This window comes from Ramlibacter sp. MMS24-I3-19 (assembly GCF_050320135.1).
Lineage (GTDB): Bacteria > Pseudomonadota > Gammaproteobacteria > Burkholderiales > Burkholderiaceae_C > Ramlibacter.
Genome location: NZ_CP190017.1, coordinates 1,624,967 through 1,642,003, shown reverse-complemented (window position 1 = coordinate 1,642,003; position 17,037 = coordinate 1,624,967). Strand labels below are relative to the sequence as shown.

Genomic DNA, 17,037 nt, shown 5'->3' with positions numbered 1-17,037 from the left:
ACTACTCGGCGCCAGTGCCATGAACAAGACGGATTTCTGATGCAGTGGTTCCCCCGCGCTCTATTACAACTGGTTCATGCTTATCACGTGTGAAGCCGACACGCTCGTAGAACGCAAGGGCGCGGGCGTTCGCCTCGAGCACCCAGAGGGTGATCTCTTGGTGGTCACTTCGCCTCAAACGCGCTTCGGCTCCGCGCCAAAGAGTGCCACCTGCGCCCTTGCCCCACTCTGTGGGGTCCACGTACAGGGCCCAGATTTCGCCCGTACGTCCGCTAACTGCGTCTAGATCGCGGCTTGCACCAAAGGAGACGAATCCGACCACGCGCGCTTCACGGCGTGCGATCAAGAGATCTGACCTTTTTTCGGCGAGCACAGCTTCCCACGCCTTTTTCCGCGCGCCCACTGATATTGATTCGAGGTAACTATTCGGGAAGACGTGGTGATACGCAGCTCGCCACGAGCGCACATGGATTTCAGCCACATCGTCGAGGTCGCCAGACTTTGCATTAGTCACTTCATAGCTCTCCATGTCCATCCTTTCCACGTTAGCTGCACAACAGACTTCCTTACGACGACGTGCCCCCGAACCGCAATAAATTGCTCGTGCAGCGCTCCGCTACCTCCGTTTACCTAGCCCTGGCAGCCCACCCTGGACCAAGCTGACCCACGGAGATCGGTGAACTCTTGCTGGCTTTTTCTGCCGATCCGGGTGTTCCGAAACGAGGTGAAGTGCGATCTCTCTTTCGGAAAAGCGCTTTCCGCACAGTGTGCATTTGACGCGGAGCTCGCGCTTGCCCCGTGAGACTGCCTTCTCTTGCGGCTGCGATGTAGATGCCCTAGCAGCGGGCTTGCCATCGCTCCCGGCGTGCCGTATGGGGACAACCGGTGTGCCAACCTGATAAGCCTCCCCGGTTACGTGCGTAGATTGGCGCAAGACCGCCATCGAGGCTCGGAGTTGGCAAGGCAAACACAAACGAACGCCGAAACCCATGGCGAGCCCGCACATAGAACACTGAGACATCGCGCAATAGTCTTCGCTCTTGCGCACTCAAGCCATTCGGGCGAACGAGCATAGAAGCGTCCTCCACCGCGACCCTGAGTCATTGTGGAACCCCCGTTCATTCGGTGAGCAGTTGCTCATGCCTTCGAGGCGCCTCTGGGTAACCAGCACGCTCACCTGGAATCAATATCTGCCTTATGCGGCGTTTGGGCTCATGGTGGTCGCTGGAATGTGCGGCGGCGTGGTCGCAACGAGCATCACTGAAAGCGAGGCTTTCGAGGAGTTCTGGGCGGGTCGTGATCATCACCCAGCAGTGGCAAGGATTGGACCGGAAAGGGCGAGGCTTGCGTCCATCGGGAACATGCTTTCTTCTGAGTGAGCCTCTTAGCCTTGGCAGCATCAATACTCGTTCGATGGCCAGGGCCACCTTCTGTCCCCCACCTTCAGAAAGGCGGAGTCAAACTCCTATTGCATGTGCGCACCGAAAGTACCGTAACCGTCCGGTGACCCCGCCTTGACCCGAGGAACTCAAGGGGTCAGATTTCGGCGTCGCCTCGGCTCCAGCGATTGGGCCGCCAGTCGCATCGCAAGCGGCTGGCAGGGCATATTGACTCTACGGACTCGGCCGAACGCCCGCAGCCAAGAGCATTGCTGACGCTCGACTTCCGAGACCGTTGGACCGCTCCTGTCTTGTCAGCGAGACGGTTTCAGGTGCCCACCTTTGCTATGCCCGTTCGCGAGCCGGCGATGAAACTCGCAATCTCACGGAGATCGACGTCGTCCGGGCGCGCATCAGCCAGCGTCTGAGCAGCACCCTGCAAAGATGTGGACGACTTGAACAGATCGCGCATCGCGCTCTTGATTCGACGTACCCGCTCGACATCAAAGCCCCTGCGTTCGAGACCAATCGTATTGACGACGCGGATGACCGATGGATTTCCCTCCGCGATCATGAACGGCAGGATGTCTTTGGTGACCTTGTTGATAGCCCCGATGAACGAATACTTGCCCAAGCGCACGAACTGGATCACACCCGTCATGCCATTGACCGTAGCGTAGTCGTCGATTTCTACATGCCCTGCCAACTTGGAACCGCATCCCAACACAATGTGGCTTCCGATTTTGCAATCGTGGCCCACATGGCTATCCGAAAGAAACGTGTTGTTGTGAGCGATGCGCGTCGCCGCCCCATCGTCGGTCGCTGAGTTCACTGTGCAATATTCGCGGAAGACATTCCCATTCCCGATCTCGACGTGCGTTACCGAGCCATATTTGAACTTCATGTCTTCCGTACGCCCCCCAATGCAGGCATATGGAAAAATCTCGTTGGCCGATCCGATGCGAGTCGAGCCTACCAGCGATACGTGTGAGTGAAGTACGTTGTTGTCACCGAGTCGCACGTCCCGGTCGACGTGGCAATATGGCCCGATCGTGCAGCCTGCACCAATTACCGCACCTTCCTCGATGACGGCAGTTGTATGAATTTTTGAGGTCACCACCTTATCCTCCGTAGTTACTCTGTCGCTCGGAATGCAATTGAGCTTGTATGGCTTGGTTTCCGGTATTCGTGAACGATACTTGAAAATTGGCTTAGTGACTTCAGCCGTTTTCAAGCAACAGTATCCCGCGGTGCAGTAGCCGGACTTCGGTGCGCGGCTTGCATCCGTGTTGACTCGCTCACTTCGTTATGACGCGGTCAGGGTTGTCGGTTGCCAGCGGTGCGGCAGCAGCTCGCGAATTCGGCTGGCGGGCTGCGTAGGCAGCCGCTCCGAGGACGTCGCGCAAATACGCGTAAGGGTCCTGCCCGTTCACGCGCGCCGAGTGGATCAGGCTCATCACCGCGGCGGCTCGCTTGCCGGCGCGCAGGCTTCCGGCAAACAGCCAGTTCGAGCGGCCGATCGCAATGGGCCGGATCTGGTTTTCCACCCAGTTGTTGTCCGCTGGCAGATCACCTGCGTCGATGTACCGGGTCAGCGCCTTTCAGCGCCCGAGGCTGTAGTCGATCGCCTTCGCGGTCGCCGAGCCCGGCGGCACCTTCTGGCGCTGGGCCGTGAGCCAAGCGTGCAGCGCGTCGGCCACGGGTTTTGCCTTCTCCTGCCGGATCCGTCGGCGCTCGTCGCAATTCAGATCCGCCGCTTCGCGTTCGACTTCGTAGAGGCGGCCGAATAGCGCGAGTGCCTGTTCGCCCACCGTGCTCTGGTGATTCGCGTACAGCTCGTGGAACTTGCGACGCGCGTGCGCCAGGCAGCCCGCTTCGGTCACGCCGCTGGCAAACAGCACCTTGTAGCCGGAGTAGTCGTCGCACACGAGCGTGCCGCGCCAGGCGCCCTCGCCAGGGTGGCCCAGGAAGTCCGCAGGATGCCGGCTCGCCCGGCTTTCCGCGAAGTCGAATACGACCAGCTTCGTCCCCTGCAGGGCCGTGCTGCAGTAGGTCCACAGGTAGGCGCGGTGCGTCTTGCCGGCGCCCGGATCGAGCATCGCCACCGGCGTTTCGTCCGCGTGCAGCACCGGCTGCTGCAGCAGTTGGGCCCGCATGGCATCCACGAGCGGCTGCAACTGCACGCCGCAGCTGCCCACCCACTGCGCCAGCGTCGAGCGCGGGATCTCTAGGCCCGCCCTCCCAAAAATCCCTTCCTGCCGGTACAGCGGCAGGTGGTCGGAGAATTTGGCGACCAGCACCTGGGCAAGCAAGCCGCTGGTGGGCACGCCTTTGTCGATCACGTGCGGCGCCACGGGCGCCTGCACGAGCTTCTCGCACTTCGCGCAGGCCCACTTGCCACGCACGTGCCGCTCCACCGTAAAGACGCCGGGCTGGTAATCGAGCTTCTCGGCGACGTCTTCCCCGATGCGCTTCAACTGGCAGCCGCAGCTGCAGATCGTGCTCTCGGGTTCGTGGTGAATCTCGCGCCGGGGGAATTGAGCCGGCAGCGGCTGCCGCTTGGGCTTGTTCTTTTCGCCGGCAGGCTTGTCCTGCGGAGCGAGCCGCTCGATTTCTTCGCCAACCGCCTGCAGGTCGGCATCGAGCGTTTCCTCCAGGAGGCTGCGCTGCTCTGCGTTGAAGCGCTCCGATTGCGCGGCGAACTTCAGGCGCTTGAGGACCGCGTTCTCGTGCGTGAGCTTGTCGATCAGCGTCTGCTTGTGCAGCACGTCGGCCCGCAGACGTGCCACCAGTTCGCGCAGCTGATGCGCGTCGAGGCCGTCGATGTTGTCCGCGGTGATCACGGAGGCACATGCTGCCATGCGCGCTTCGCCAAGGCATCGGCAAATGCCTGTATTGCGCTACAGCAGCGAGATCACGCCGGCTTCGCCGATGCGCTGCCACGGCAAGCCGAGCACCAGCGCGTCGAACTGCTCGCGCGTGAGGCCGACGCTCGGCGCGCCGTCACTCGTCCACACGAACCGCCCCTGGTTCAGGCGCCGGGCCGCCAGCCAGACGCCGATGCCGTCATGCACCAGGACCTTCAGGCGGTTGGCGCGCCGGTTGGCGAACAGGTACGCATGATGCGGGCGCGCCGCACCGAATACGCGCACCACGCGCGCGAGCGCCGCCTCGGTGCCGGCACGCATATCCAGCGGCTCCACGGCCAGCCAGATTGCCTCGATGCGGATCACCGAAGCAGCTCGCGCAGCCAGGCTGCGCAGGCGTCGGCTGCGTCCGTCGGCCACGACACTGCCACGCTGGTGGCACCGCGGCGCAACTCGATGCGGATCGACGACGTCGCAGGGACTGTGGGCGCCGGTAGCGGCAGCGAAACGAACTCCGGCTGCGCGCCCGGTTTGCCGCCGGCGGGAGTTCCACCTGCATCACGCCGCCAGGTGTGCAGCATGTTGGCGTTTAGGCCGTGCGCGAGCGCCACCTTGGCGACCGACGCCCCGGGCTGCTCGCATTCGGCCACCAACTGCGCCTTGAATTCGGCTGGATACGCGCGCACGCGCGTGCGCTTCTTCGTCTCGATTGTGTCCATGAAACTTCTGTCGCGGACACGATGCTCCCCACTCCAGAGTTACCGCTCAAGATGGGATGGCCGGACGCTTACAAAGTACCGGCCCCATGGGCAGGCAAGTGAGAAGGCATGCTCGTGTGTGTCTGACAGCGGGGCACCAGTGCCGTGCGAGGACCGGCAGGGGTCGTTCGACGCGGACACCCACCGGCATTGCGCCCAAGCCGTGCATCTGAGCATGCGTCTCGCGGCGCAATGCCACTGCGTGCCGGCCAATCGGACGTTGGACACGCCGCCAGAGTACGCCGGTGCGACCGGCCTTGATGTCTGCTAATGGCCGGAAGCAGTCGTTCAACCCTACGACGAACACGGCTCAATGTTCAGTGCTTCACACCACCCGCGGGCTTAAACAGGAACGCGTTGCGAGCGGCAGCGCCGAAGCGCTCGGGGGTCATCAGGGAAGCCGATGTCTGGCCGCGTCGTGCCAAGAAATGGGCGGCCACGGCTGATCGCGCCGCGAATGAGAAGTGTCAAACCGCGTGAAACTTCTTGAGAATTCGGATGCCGTAGACGCCGACCAAGATGTGGACTGCAACCGGCTGCTCGCGGGCTGAGATGGGCGACGTCAGCTGTTGGCCGGAAGCAGGCATGCAGGATTCGGTGAACGACGAGATTGCCATGTGCGGCTGGTCGGTCCAAAAGGTCGGCCCCGGTACCCTGTTGCTAGGATCTGGGCCATGAGGCTCTACACTTGCCGGGGAGCGCCGCACGCTGCGCGTGTGCAGCTCTATGTCGCTGAAAAGGCTGCCTCGGGCATTGACATCCCGCTCGAACCGTTGGAAGTCGACCTGAGGGCTGGCGAGCACCGGATGCCGGCACACTTGGCGCGGAACAGAGCCGGAACTGTTCCCGTTCTTGAGATCCAGCCAGGCGTGTATCTAACCGAGTCCCTCGCCATTGTCGAATATCTCGAGGAATGCTTCCCGCATCCACCCATGTGGGGAGTGACTCCTCTGTCGCGGGCACGGCAGCGCGAGCTGGATCGGATCGCGGAGCTTAGAGTCTTACGCCCCATAGCACAGTGGGTCAATGCGACGAACTCGCCCCTGGGCCAGGACCCGGATCCTGGAGCGGCAAAGGGTTACGAGAAAGCCGCCGCGAGCGGGATTTCCCAGATCGACGCCGCACTCCAAGACGGCCAAGACTATCTCGGCGGCGATTCGTGCGGTATTGCTGATTGCACGCTAGCAGCTGGACTTGACTTCGGATTGAAGCGAGGGTTCGCGTTGCCAGATGGCGCATCCGCGCTAAATGACTGGATAAGGCGCTTCTGGTCACGACGCTCCAGCTCGGAGCACTTGCGATGGACGCCGACTCCATGACAGCGTCAGATACCGCGTAGTCTCGACACCTCCGTACTGCGGCACGGCAGCTCCCGGCCAGAAGCAGGCATGCGGAATTCAGCAGCTCAGTAGAGCGACAGCAGAAACGAAGCGCTTGTAGTGGCCGCGACCGACGCATCTCCGGCGGAGCTGGCCGGTGGTCATGAGGTAGGTCGTCTGCTGCCCCCGTTTAGGCGTCGACTGCAGCTTCCGCCTGTCCCCCTTGGCAGGCTACCCGGAAGCCGCGTCTCACAGCGCCCTGAGTCGCATCAGATACACCGCACGTGGCGCTTGCGTCGCCGCGCGTGCGAGCGCGATGAGATGAGATGAAGCGAGGTCGTTTCAGTATACCTTGGGGACATCGAAAGATCTGCGGCTTGCCGGCAGCTATATGCGGCATCAACCTCCCAATCTGAAAGGACATAGATGCTTCGATTCGATCTCCGCTGGCACTTCGGCAACGTCTTCTACCTTCTCGTCATCGTGCGGAGGATCGGCCACGTGCGAGGCATGGACGACCAGCAGATTCGGCGAATGCTGGATGACATCAAGAGGGGACGCTGCTACGAAGATCTGCTCGACAAGGTTGAGCAGTGGCTGCCCGATACCTTCGAGTTCTCTGGTGACCCGCGCAAGGGCAAATCGAGGCTGGACTACAGCGATCTGGACGAGAGCGTGCCGGTGGAGCTTCAAGATCTGCTCAATCCTGACGTCTTCGTCGCAGAGATGAACGCGATGAACGCCGCCGGCCTGCTCGAATTTGGCAGCGCTCCCGCCTAGTCGTATCGCGCCAGGACCATCGAACAGCCAAGCGTACGCTGTTCTTCGCCCGTGCAACTTCCAGCAGGAAGACTCTCTGAGGGAATACCGCCTGGTGCGCGGTAAACCAGGCGCCTGCGCCATCTACTCGCACTTCGCGTCCGACGCTGCCGCCTGAGGCAGACGTGCTTTGCCCGCTTCAGGGACGAGGAAGGACGGACGGCCGCTCTCGGACCGGAAGCAGCCATCACCTACGATCGCTACATGATTCGGGTCGTCTTCTTCGATTACGACGGGGTTCTGACCACCGACCGCACCGGCTCCCTGACAACGTGCCGCTACATCTCCGCCACCAGTGGCATCCCGCTGGATCGTGTGCAGCGCGCGTTCGCAACGCACAACCGCGAGCTGACTATCGGAAGCATGACGTACTCACAGGCGTGGCCGCAGATTTGCGCCGAGCTGGATTCCCTGCTTTCGATCGACCTTCTTCAGGACGCGTTCGACAGTACCCCGATAAACTCGCACGTGTTCGAACTGGCGCGGCGGCTCCGACCTGCTTGCGGTGTTGGAATCATCACCGACAACAAGTCGGACCGCATGAGGCGCCTACGAGCCGTTCAATCCCTCGACGACCTGTTCGATCCGATCGTGGTGTCCGCGGACCTGGGTTGCTCTAAGGATTCCGAGTCGATCTTCCGGCACGCATGCGCGCTCGCAGGAGTGGAGCCTCGCGAATGCGTGTTCATCGACAACACGCCCGAGCATGCGGCACGAGCTGCTTCCATCGGAATGCATGCGCTGCATTTCGACGACGGACTGAACGATGTCGACGCACTGGCGAGACGACTAACGGGCGAGTTTGGCTTGCCGGCACTCCAAGATTCCTAGGTCAGTTTCCCGCCAAGAGCGGACATCCACGCACTGCCAGCGCGGGGTTGACCGTTACCGCACGCCTGTCTTCCCCCCAAGGTCCCGACCTGCCATCATTCCCCGGCGGCGCCTCGAACCGGCTCGGCGCTCGCGCGCCAACTTCGCAGTTCAGCCGGTGCCGCCGTGCCGAAGGCCACGGACCAGCTGGCCCTCGGGGTTTGTGACCTTGGAGCACACGCAATCGCTATTGCCCGGCCGCGCTGAGCTGCGCGACCCCCACGCCCGACGCGCTCTCCCACGCGTACACGAAGTGGCCGTCGGTGTCGGCTGCGATCCCGAAGCCCGCAGCAGCCGGACCGGTCGCGTTGCCCGTGATGTCGCTCACGCTGTAGACGCTAGCGACCGCCAGCTCTTTCGTGGACAGCAGCAATCCATCAGCACCAACCTCGTAATCCAGCAGGTGTTGGCCACTCCCGCGGTTCCACGCGAAGTACGTGTCCACCAGGACCAGGAAGCCATTGCCTGCCGCACTCGCCACGACCGCGACATGGGCCGGCCCCCCTGCCGAGAACGGGACCGATGCGTCGCCCTGGGCGGTCCGTGCGGTGCCCGACAGGTCGAACACCTGCCAGGACACTCGGCTGACCGTCGTCCAGGCAACCGCGACATTGCCGGACGGCAAGACGCGGGCACCCAAGGTGCTCGCCCCGCTGGGACTCGAAGCGAGTTGTGTTTCGCCGCCCGCGGGCAGGCCGGCAGCATCGATGCGTCGCATGAAGATCGCGGCACCACCCGATTGCTGCAGCCAGACCAGCAGGGTCGAGCTGTCGGGCAGCGCCACCAGCCGGGGCTGTTGCTGCTCGCCGGGCCGGGCGCTGAGCGTCACGAGCCCGCCCAGCGGGCTGCCGCCGGCCTGGTACCGCTGCGCAAAGATGTGCCCCGGCGCCCCCGTGACATCGTGCGCCGCGAAGGCCACCGTAAAGCCGCCGTCCGGCGTGCCAACCGCCTGCATTCCTGCGTCGACGCCGTAGACAGGTCCCGCAACGGTCGTCGTGTCCTGCAGCAGCGCGCCCGTCGCGCTGTAGCGACGGAACTGCACCGTCGTTCGCTGCGCCGTCGGAGTGGCCGCCGGCAGCGTGACCGCATCCCAGGCGACGATCCACTCCCCATTCGCCAGACCTGCGACCGCGACGGAAGAAGGCGTGGCGGTGGCCACGCTGATCACGTCGCCAATCGGTGTGCCGCTGTTGTCCAGGACGCGTGCGCTGACCAGGCCCTTGTCAACCCAGGCCACCACGGAGCCGCCGCCCGACAGGCGTGCCGCAGCAGGGGACGCCGCCTGCGTGCTGAAGGCCACGCCAGTCAGTGCCGAGGCGACGGTCACCGGCCCGAAGCTTGCAAAGGGGGGCGCCGCTTGGGCGGGCGCCGGCGATGGCGATGGCGTAGGAGGCGTTGCGGATCCCGGCGCCGGCGCCGGTGCCCCTCCAAGCGCGGGCGCCGGCGCCGGTGCGCTCGTGGGCGCAGGTGCTGGGACAGGACCACCGCTTGCGGTGGCAGGTGCTGGGACAGGACCACCGCTTGCGGCGGCAGGTGCGCCAGCCGGCGAGCCAGACGCGGTCGGGTTGTCGCCGCCGCCTCCGCCGCCGCAAGCCGCCAACACGGAACTGAACAGCGCCGCCAGCGCCAAGGAACGACTTTGCATGCCAACTCTCCCGTGTGCCTGGTTGAAGTTCGCGCCAGTCTGGGAAAAGAGCGCAAACGGGAGTGGAACTTGTCGTCAGAGTTGTCGCCGCTCGCTACGGACCGGCGCGGCACGGGCGTGCCCCCGGTGGGGGGTCATCCGGTCGCCCGAATTGCGATTTCCATTGGGAAAAGGCATTCCGGGCGAGCGCGCGGACTCGGGCGAGACAACGCCCGCGTGGGCCACCTATGCTGCTTTTGGGGGAGGCCGCGGGCGTGGCGTGCCCGTCACTCAGCGGCGAGCCGCGCCTATCGAAGCCGATGGCGCCGCCGTGCGCCTGTTCGGCGGATCAGCCGTTCGCAGCCGGGAGGCAACGCTCTGGCATATACGGCCGCCCAAGACAGGGGGTGACCGTGCTCCCGCCCGGCCTGCAGACGGTTTCTACCTTCCGGCGCAAAGGCCTTGCCTGGGAGATCGTCGATGTGGGCAGCGCGCCCATCTCGGAACATCGCTACGAACAAGGCGACTGGAAGAGCTCGAGGAGGTCCGCTTCCGGCCCCAAGCAGACGCGCTGGAGCGTCTGCTACTGGGCCAACTATCCTCGCCTAGCGCTTCTCAAAGCTCGGAAAGAAAAGACCCGGGACGGTTTCCCGCCCGGGCCAAGACTACGACGTGAAGGAGAACGAGAACGCCGCAGTGCCTTTCCCGCTGCCGTGGGACGGCGACTCATCATTTAACTCCGTCCCTGACCGACCACTGACGGTCAGCTTCGGTCATGATGCTCCCAGTCCCATGCGCGCCTATAGCAGCTCAGGCGTCGGTTCACATCCGTACTCAGCGGCGGCTGCTTCGATCCGCGCGCGAGCTTCAGGTCACCTGATACCTCGTCGCGCGTCGGCGCATCTCATCAGCGCTTGCCGACGTGTTCATCGGAACTTCTCCTGCCGACCAAGCAGCCTCAGCCGTTCGAATGGAAGACCTACGGGGTCAAGAATCGCGCCAGGAGGAGGGGAAGATGAGAACCTGCAAGATCCTTACGAGTTCGGTGTTGGCAGGCATGCTCGCCGCGTGCGGCGGCGGTGGCAGCAGCGGCGGCAGCGCAGGTTCAGAGCCGTCAGCAATGGCATTCGCGTTCCCGGCGGCAACCGCCGAGCGCGCTGCGAGCCCTGCGGTTGCACAGTACGTCGTCTCAGGCGACTGTACGGGAGCGGAGGTCAAGCTGCGCGGAGTAGCGAGCCCCGCCACGTTCGGCGCGCAAGCTGCGTCCGCGGTCACCACCACTACAGACCGCTTGTTGGCGAACTGCGCCTCGGCCGGAAGCACCTCCAGCTGGCAAACCGGCTTCTACGATTCAGCTTTTTTACCCATAGGGGACGACAACTCCTCCGGCGCAGTCGCCGTCTCGGATTCGCCGTGGCATGTCCCCACCGCGGTGAAGCCTGGGGACACGGGGGACATCGGCGCACAAACCATTTACGCGGACAGCAATCGGACCAAGGTGCTGTACCACGCGACATTCACGTTCGTCGTTCAACCGGATACGCCCACGACGGCGCTGGCAGTCGTCACGGCCACCGATAAGGATCCGTCCGGCAATGTGCTGTTCGTCGAGAAGGACTCCTATCAACTGCGCCCGGGCGCATGGTCCCTTCTTTCCGTTGACCAACAGTACGCCACGACCAGCAACTTGCACTTGATCTACACGCCCGGGACAGCAGCCATCAACGTTCCAGCAGGTAGCACGGTGACGCTGGCGGCGGGACAGTTGCTTCTGGTGCCGGCCGGGACGTCTGTGAGTGCGAACGGAAACACGAGCAACCTGCTGGGGCAACTAGGAACCATCGTTGCGCCGACTGGCGCAGTGGTTACCGTGCCTGCTACTGCGGCGGGGCCTGCAGACAATGTCGTTATGGCGCGGTAACCGCGTAGTCAGGCGCTGAGCGGCCACATGCTCTGCGAGCATCCGTCCCAGTTCGCGAGTAGTCCTTGCGGAGGCCTGACTCCGACCTGCGCACCCTCACGTGCGGAGAACGCGCAAAGGTTAGTGCGCCAGTCTCTGAAGCGCGCATAGAGCGGCGGGTGACAGACAAAGCGGAGGGCGTGCTGACGACCGTTTGCGGCCAGTTGCTGACGTCACTGAGCTAGGTGATGGCTCCGATTCAGGCAAGCCAAAGCGAGCGGGGATAGCCTTTCAGCGGCGCGCGCCATTCAGCGGTATGGGTGTGCGGCCCGTCCCACGGAAGTAGTTGCTGGAGCCATTGGCCAGAGCGGCCTCTCGGCAGAGAGTGCGCAAGGATCTCCGGAGGCACCTTCCAGCTTTGCGCTGACAACGACCGCGCGATTTCCCTGCGACGAACCCGCAAGAGCGGAGCGTAGTTGGATCGCGATCTCATTCTTCGCCGCGCGCCGCGGTGCAGGTGCTCAAGCCCGGCGATCGACCTTAGTAGCCTCCATTTCGCCAGCGGCTCCATTACCTGCCAACGCGCCTTCAGAAGGCGCAGTGTCGGATGCAGGGTCGGGAACTTCCGGTGTCGCGGTCGGCGAGAAGCGGGCATACGGGCTGGAATCTAGCAGTTCGCGTAGCGCCGAGTGCTGTCTGCTATCGACCCGAGCAGCCTTCTGCATGGCCGCTTTCGGCCAGGAGCTGAGCTGCGCGGACGAGGTGGCCAAGGTCAAGCCTAGAGGTCGGGGGCCTGGCATACATGACAGGCGCGGTCTGGGCGCATTCCGGCATAGTAGAAAGCCCGCGCCACATCCACCTTGCCGATGGGAACCGCAGATGCGAGACATCCCCACCTTTGATGAACAGATCGCCCGCTCAATTCGGGAGAGCGAGCGCAGTGGTGAGTTGAAGTCCGCAAAGGACTGGGGCAAGCCTCTCGATTTCGGCGACGGTTATGACGAGACTCCGCCAGAACTCCGCATGGCATTCAAGATCCTCAAGGACGGCGGCTTCGTTCCGCCTGAAGTAGAGATGTTGCGAGAGCTGCAGTCAAAACGTGGTCGGCTCGCTCAGCTTTCAATTGAGAGTACAGAGGCGCAGCGGCTCCGAGAAGAGATCTCCGAACTGCAGCTGAAGGTCACGGTGAGGATTGAGCAGCTTCAGCGGGACGGCATCTGAGATGCTTGGGGAAGCGCAGCGCATGGCTGCTTCCGGCCACCATCGGACGTGCGATGGACGTTGCACAGCGCGCCTTGAGCTGGGCTAACTGGGGCGCGCGTGCTACCGGCTGTGCGGAGCCAAACAACAAAGATCCGCTGCAAAGCCCCGACGACAAGGACTACGACATCAGTGTCGAGGACATCCAGAAGAGACAGCGCGGCGACCACACGGCCGGTTTCCGCGAGACGTGCGGTGCTGCCACGAGAACATCGAGCCGTACATCCTCGCCAAGGATATGTTGAACACCCTCCATGCGCTGCGTGTTCACCAACACCCTCAGCACGCTCGACGACATCAGCTACGCCGCGGTTCTAGGTCCTCTGCCTTCGAAGGGGGGGCTGGAACTGCCGCTTTCAAGCGTCGTGATCTGGCCCACGCGGGCATAAACCCCATCAAGTACATCCTCAAAGCCCACACAATTTGAGCATGCGCTGGAGAAACCCAATGCCCAAGTTTGAGTGGAACAAGGAACGTCCTGGTTGGAAGCTGGCCGCGTGGGCTTTGCTGCTCACACCATCGATCCTGCTTGCGGCAGCGCAGGTACTGCGGGCGCTGCATTGATCCAGCAATTGCAATGGAGACGCAATGTGGCCGTTACTGCTAGACAGGCGCGGATCAAGCACCACCTAGTCTGCTTCCACAAGCCCGCAGAGTAGCCTTGACCGTCCCCCTCCTTCCAGACTCGCCTACGCTCTGGAGTTTTGGCATGGAGATCACGCGCCTCCAGTGCCCGATATGTGCCGCGCGAAGGGTCGCCAAGCAAAGGAGGTCACCCCAGCTCGTCCCTGCAGAAGGGGAGTAAGCCGACGGCGAACGGCCGCTTTTGGCCGAAAGCAGAAGGCGCTCAGGGGCGGGATGGCCGCTGCCTGGGGGGTAGAACGCGGACCCAGAACCACAGCTCAAATGCGCCGCCGATTCCGATCAGGGCCGTACCGCTTCCGGTGAAGCCCAGCGAATAAAGCACGACGGCGACCAGCAGGATGAAGGCGGTGACGAGGTGACGTTCCATGTCAAAGCTCCTGTTACTTATGACGATGCTACAGGCAACGGTGGCCGTTGATCGTGCCCGCAACTGGCCGGAAGCGGACGGCAACCAACGGATTGACACTCCGGCGGTCCGAGTCGGCGCGTTTGGTTCGAAGTCTCGAGAGGAGGCGTAATCGCGATACCCCTATGTAGGTGCGGAGTGCATGCAGGTCGATTCTCGAAAGTACCGACAGAAGTACTGTTGCACCTGCTTTCTTCCAAGCTGGCGAGACCCGCGGGCTCCTTTTCTGGACTAGCTCCGCCACTCACGTCCTTCATTCCACCCCGGCCCCTTCATCTTCACCCCTCCTGTCGGCGCTCTTCACGCCCAGCCACACCGGGCCGTTTGAACGTCGCGCGGGACCTCGGGCAATACGCAGACCGAGTTTGGAGATCACGCCTGGGCGTCTGCGCGCCGCGCTGCTGCCGCGAAACGTGCTCCATTCAAATGGCAAGTGGCGGCGGCGCCCGCTGAGTACCCGTAGCCATATGGCCGGCGCGGCTACCGCCGCACCACGCTTATTGGACGACGACCATCCCGAGCACGCTGCCGGCAATGTAGATCTGAGCGGCTTATAGGTTGACCGTCCAAGACTCACCTAGCGAACTCTCAAAGCCGTTCGTGTAGACGATCTTCGTGAAGCCGAACTTCCTTGCCTGGCTCGGCACGTCAATTTCATTCTGGAACTTGTAGACGAGAGGCTGGCTCATCAGTGCATACGTGATCGTCAAGCGCTCGTTGGCCTTGCCGCTTGCCCGGGCCTTTGCGTTCATACCGCTCTTCATGAAGACTTCCTCGATCGAGCTTGCGTAGATCGCTCGACCCTGCACGGCGACCTGAACTGCCAGCGACTTGGCTTCCGCAGCCTGTTTCTGGTCCTTTGGATCCTTGCTCCCGGCGAGTTTGGCGGCGATCCCTTCAGCCCTCGTTTGGTCGTCGCTTGCTGTTCTGAGCTGCTCGGTGTTCCCGTAGTACTTCTTCAGGTGCTCGCGGTTTTCCGCAAGGTGCTGTCGGATCTGATCCAGCTCCGACTTGTGCTTGGCGCGTTCAGCGGCTGGATCAGGGGCGGGAGTGGGCGCGGCAGGCGCAGGTGTCGCAACGGCCATGGGCGTGGAGGAGCTACGGGCGGCGCTGGTCGGCGCAGCAGAACTGACCCGGGGCGGGGGGGCTGAGCCTGTGGACGATCCCGTGTTCGCGCCATTGATCATGCTGCCGATCGCCGCGAGGCCGACGAGCCCCAGGAAGAGCTTGCCCCCGATCGACATCTTCTTCACCGGGTTCGCCACGCCGCACTTGGGGCAAGTCTTGGCCTGATCGCTAACTTCAGCGCCGCATTCGCGGCATTTGGCCATGGCCATCTCGGTCTCCTCTATGTATATGTCTTCGTCGCCCGAGGCAACGCCGCCCCGCGCGCCTAGCGATCATCGAACTTGGGGTGCGCCGTCGCAAGGAGCCGTGGCTACGCCGCGACGTTGGAAGGCCAGCCTCAGCCGCTAGACTGAAGTCAGGACCGCGTTCGACACGGAAACGCGCCGGCAATGCGCCGCAAGGCGTGTGGACGAGCCTGCGCCGCACCACGTCGGAGAGTGCCAGTCACACAGATGCTCAGGCTGCAGGAAAAGACGGTACTTTCAACGGTATGCCGGCTGAGCGCATCAGAAGACACGAGCGTTGGCGCGGCTTACCGGTCATCATCTCCGCGAGAACACGACCCGCACTCCGTGAGTTCCTGTACTGGTCCCAACGGATGCGTGGGCGTCCTTGCATTCAACCAGCCGAAGGTCGTCGGTGCTGCGCTCTAACAGGTCGTATCGACACCCTCCGGGCCGCGCCAACGGGCTCACCGGCCCAGACGGGCAGTCTGTCTCCAACGCCGGACCTGTTGCCATTTCAGCTGGAGATCGACCGGTCAACCACTCCGTGGACTAGGAGTCCATAGGTCCGACGACGTCTGCTTTCGGCGGCGGATTCAACCGGTCGACGCAACACATTCGTCGAACATCTCAGCTGGCGTCCTGAAGCCCAGAGTCTTCCTCGGGCGCTCGTTCAATTTTCGCGCGATCGCATCTAGGCTGGCCTGCGAGTAGCCTGAGATGTCCAGGCCCTTCGGCAGGTACTGCCTGAGCAGGCCATTGGTGTTCTCGTTGGATCCGCGCTGCCACGGGCTCTGAGGATCACAGAAGTAAACCTGGATGTCTGTGGCCAGCGTTAAGCGCTTGTGGGCCGCCAGCTCCTTGCCGCGGTCCCAGGTGAGCGACTTGTACAGCTCCTGAGGTAGCTTGCGGGCATGGCGCACAAGTGCATCGACGACTGTCCTCGTATCTTTGCCGCCCACCTTCACCAGCATCACGTATCGGGTCTGTCGCTCAACCAAGGTCGCGATTTGGCTGTTGCCGCTGCCGAAGAACAGATCGCCTTCCCAATGTCCCGGCACTGCTCGATCTTCGACAGAGGCAGGACGTTCGCTGATCGAGACCGCCTCAGAGATCTGGCCGTGCGACTCGGTCTTCTGCGTGTGGTGGCGTGAGCGGCGCATCCCGCGCGTTCGCCTCAGGTGCTCGAGAAGCTCCTTCTTCAGGGCACCTCGCGCCTGAATGAAGAGGCTTCGGTAGATGGCTTCGTGTGACACCTGCAGGCTCTCGTCGCCTGGGTAAGTATGCTTTAGCCAGCCTGCGATCTGCTCGGGTGACCAGTGGCTCTGGAGCTTTTGCGTCACCAGGCGGGCCAACGTTGCGCTCTGAGCCAGCTTGCATTGCTTGGGTCGATGTGCGCGCTGCCAAGCGGCCTGGTCGGCCTGAGCAGCTCGGTAGCAGGAGGCGCCACCATTGCGGGCGATCTCACGGCTGATGGTCGACGGAGCACGTGCGAGCCGGGCAGCTACAGCACGGATCGATTCGCCGGCCACCAAGGCACGTGAGATTTCCTCTCGCTCAGCGAGGGTCAGAGCAAGTTTGGAGCGGCGGCGTTCAGGAGGGCGAAACCCACCTGATTCGGCGAGGACCTGCCGGATCGACGTATGAGGGCGATCGAACAAGCGAGCGATCTGGTGAAGGGTCTCTCCCTTCTTCCAGCGCTCCCACATCAAGGCTTTCTGAGTCTCCGTGTACTTGGTTCTTGGTCTTCTCCGCATCCACACTCCATCTGCTCATGCAGGGTAGCGTGTTGCATCGACCGGTTGAATCCGCCGCCATCTGCGGACACGATCAACGGC

Annotated in this window: 13 protein-coding genes and 1 pseudogene; 5 read left to right on the top strand and 9 right to left on the bottom strand. The window is 63.1% G+C overall.

The genetic code is table 11. The annotated features are described in order from the left end of the window. Position 1: 1 nt before the first annotated feature. From ACPWT1_RS08180 to tnpA, 5 genes and pseudogenes are all read right to left on the bottom strand, one after another. Positions 2 to 529, bottom strand: a complete 528-nt coding sequence (locus ACPWT1_RS08180) for an N-acetyltransferase family protein (RefSeq protein ID WP_427914876.1) — start codon at positions 527 to 529, stop codon at positions 2 to 4. A 1,178-nt stretch (positions 530 to 1,707) separates the two neighbouring features. After that, entirely contained in the window at positions 1,708 to 2,613 is a 906-nt protein-coding gene (gene lpxA, locus ACPWT1_RS08175; protein ID WP_427914875.1) for an acyl-ACP--UDP-N-acetylglucosamine O-acyltransferase, read from the bottom strand. Positions 2,614 to 2,685: 72 nt separating this feature from the next. After that, positions 2,686 to 4,222 (bottom strand): annotated as a pseudogene (gene tnpC, locus ACPWT1_RS08170) (IS66 family transposase). Between the two features lie 57 nt (positions 4,223 to 4,279). Continuing rightward, positions 4,280 to 4,612 carry an IS66 family insertion sequence element accessory protein TnpB gene (gene tnpB / locus ACPWT1_RS08165; RefSeq protein ID WP_427914874.1) on the bottom strand — a complete coding sequence of 111 codons (333 nt, stop codon included), beginning with the start codon at positions 4,610 to 4,612 and terminating at the stop codon, positions 4,280 to 4,282. Continuing rightward, on the bottom strand, positions 4,609 to 4,965 hold the full coding sequence (gene tnpA, locus ACPWT1_RS08160; protein WP_427914873.1) for an IS66-like element accessory protein TnpA: 357 nt from the start codon (positions 4,963 to 4,965) through the stop codon (positions 4,609 to 4,611). The genes tnpB and tnpA overlap by 4 nt, the downstream gene beginning before the upstream one ends. A gap of 713 nt (positions 4,966 to 5,678) precedes the next feature. On the opposite strand from tnpA, the gene ACPWT1_RS08155 reads away from it, so the two are divergent. The 3 genes from ACPWT1_RS08155 to ACPWT1_RS08145 all read left to right on the top strand — a co-directional run bounded on the left by ACPWT1_RS08155 (position 5,679) and on the right by ACPWT1_RS08145 (position 7,973). Then, positions 5,679 to 6,323, top strand: coding sequence for a glutathione S-transferase family protein (locus ACPWT1_RS08155; RefSeq protein ID WP_427914872.1), 645 nt, complete (start codon positions 5,679 to 5,681; stop codon positions 6,321 to 6,323). Positions 6,324 to 6,749: 426 nt separating this feature from the next. After that, positions 6,750 to 7,103 carry a hypothetical protein gene (locus ACPWT1_RS08150; protein WP_427914871.1) on the top strand — a complete coding sequence of 118 codons (354 nt, stop codon included), beginning with the start codon at positions 6,750 to 6,752 and terminating at the stop codon, positions 7,101 to 7,103. 243 nt (positions 7,104 to 7,346) lie between these two features. Then, the gene (locus ACPWT1_RS08145; RefSeq protein ID WP_427914870.1) at positions 7,347 to 7,973 is read left to right on the top strand and encodes an HAD family hydrolase; all 627 of its coding nucleotides are present in this window, start codon (positions 7,347 to 7,349) and stop codon (positions 7,971 to 7,973) included. Between the two features lie 226 nt (positions 7,974 to 8,199). Here ACPWT1_RS08145 and ACPWT1_RS08140 read toward each other — a convergent pair whose 3' ends face one another. After that, positions 8,200 to 9,339 carry a hypothetical protein gene (locus ACPWT1_RS08140; protein ID WP_427914869.1) on the bottom strand — a complete coding sequence of 380 codons (1,140 nt, stop codon included), beginning with the start codon at positions 9,337 to 9,339 and terminating at the stop codon, positions 8,200 to 8,202. A gap of 1,312 nt (positions 9,340 to 10,651) precedes the next feature. Between ACPWT1_RS08140 and ACPWT1_RS08135 the strand changes: the two genes are divergently transcribed. Continuing rightward, on the top strand, positions 10,652 to 11,557 hold the full coding sequence (locus tag ACPWT1_RS08135; RefSeq protein ID WP_427914868.1) for a hypothetical protein: 906 nt from the start codon (positions 10,652 to 10,654) through the stop codon (positions 11,555 to 11,557). 858 nt (positions 11,558 to 12,415) lie between these two features. Continuing rightward, the gene (locus tag ACPWT1_RS08130) at positions 12,416 to 12,757 is read left to right on the top strand and encodes a DUF1992 domain-containing protein (RefSeq protein ID WP_427914867.1); all 342 of its coding nucleotides are present in this window, start codon (positions 12,416 to 12,418) and stop codon (positions 12,755 to 12,757) included. Between the two features lie 886 nt (positions 12,758 to 13,643). Here the strand turns inward: ACPWT1_RS08130 and ACPWT1_RS08125 are convergent. From ACPWT1_RS08125 to ACPWT1_RS08115, 3 genes are all read right to left on the bottom strand, one after another. Then, positions 13,644 to 13,808 carry a hypothetical protein gene (locus ACPWT1_RS08125; RefSeq protein ID WP_427914866.1) on the bottom strand — a complete coding sequence of 55 codons (165 nt, stop codon included), beginning with the start codon at positions 13,806 to 13,808 and terminating at the stop codon, positions 13,644 to 13,646. 590 nt (positions 13,809 to 14,398) lie between these two features. Beyond that, positions 14,399 to 15,184: a zinc ribbon domain-containing protein gene (locus ACPWT1_RS08120; RefSeq protein ID WP_427914865.1), complete on the bottom strand. Its 786-nt coding sequence runs from the start codon at positions 15,182 to 15,184 to the stop codon at positions 14,399 to 14,401. A 611-nt stretch (positions 15,185 to 15,795) separates the two neighbouring features. After that, a complete protein-coding gene (locus ACPWT1_RS08115) occupies positions 15,796 to 16,956 on the bottom strand; it encodes an IS30 family transposase (protein WP_427914864.1) in 1,161 nt (386 codons plus the stop codon). Between the last annotated feature and the right edge of the window lie 81 nt (positions 16,957 to 17,037).

What these genes read in the sequence shown, in the direction of transcription:
- ACPWT1_RS08180 (WP_427914876.1), bottom strand. Translation starts at nt 529, where the DNA reads ATGGAGAGCTATGAAGTGACTAATGCAAAGTCTGGCGACCTCGACGAT.
- tnpA (WP_427914873.1), bottom strand. Translation starts at nt 4,965, where the DNA reads ATGGACACAATCGAGACGAAGAAGCGCACGCGCGTGCGCGCGTATCCA.
- ACPWT1_RS08155 (WP_427914872.1), top strand. Translation starts at nt 5,679, where the DNA reads ATGAGGCTCTACACTTGCCGGGGAGCGCCGCACGCTGCGCGTGTGCAG.
- ACPWT1_RS08150 (WP_427914871.1), top strand. Translation starts at nt 6,750, where the DNA reads ATGCTTCGATTCGATCTCCGCTGGCACTTCGGCAACGTCTTCTACCTT.
- ACPWT1_RS08145 (WP_427914870.1), top strand. Translation starts at nt 7,347, where the DNA reads ATGATTCGGGTCGTCTTCTTCGATTACGACGGGGTTCTGACCACCGAC.
- ACPWT1_RS08135 (WP_427914868.1), top strand. Translation starts at nt 10,652, where the DNA reads ATGAGAACCTGCAAGATCCTTACGAGTTCGGTGTTGGCAGGCATGCTC.
- ACPWT1_RS08130 (WP_427914867.1), top strand. Translation starts at nt 12,416, where the DNA reads ATGCGAGACATCCCCACCTTTGATGAACAGATCGCCCGCTCAATTCGG.
- ACPWT1_RS08125 (WP_427914866.1), bottom strand. Translation starts at nt 13,808, where the DNA reads ATGGAACGTCACCTCGTCACCGCCTTCATCCTGCTGGTCGCCGTCGTG.
- ACPWT1_RS08120 (WP_427914865.1), bottom strand. Translation starts at nt 15,184, where the DNA reads ATGGCCATGGCCAAATGCCGCGAATGCGGCGCTGAAGTTAGCGATCAG.
- ACPWT1_RS08115 (WP_427914864.1), bottom strand. Translation starts at nt 16,956, where the DNA reads ATGCGGAGAAGACCAAGAACCAAGTACACGGAGACTCAGAAAGCCTTG.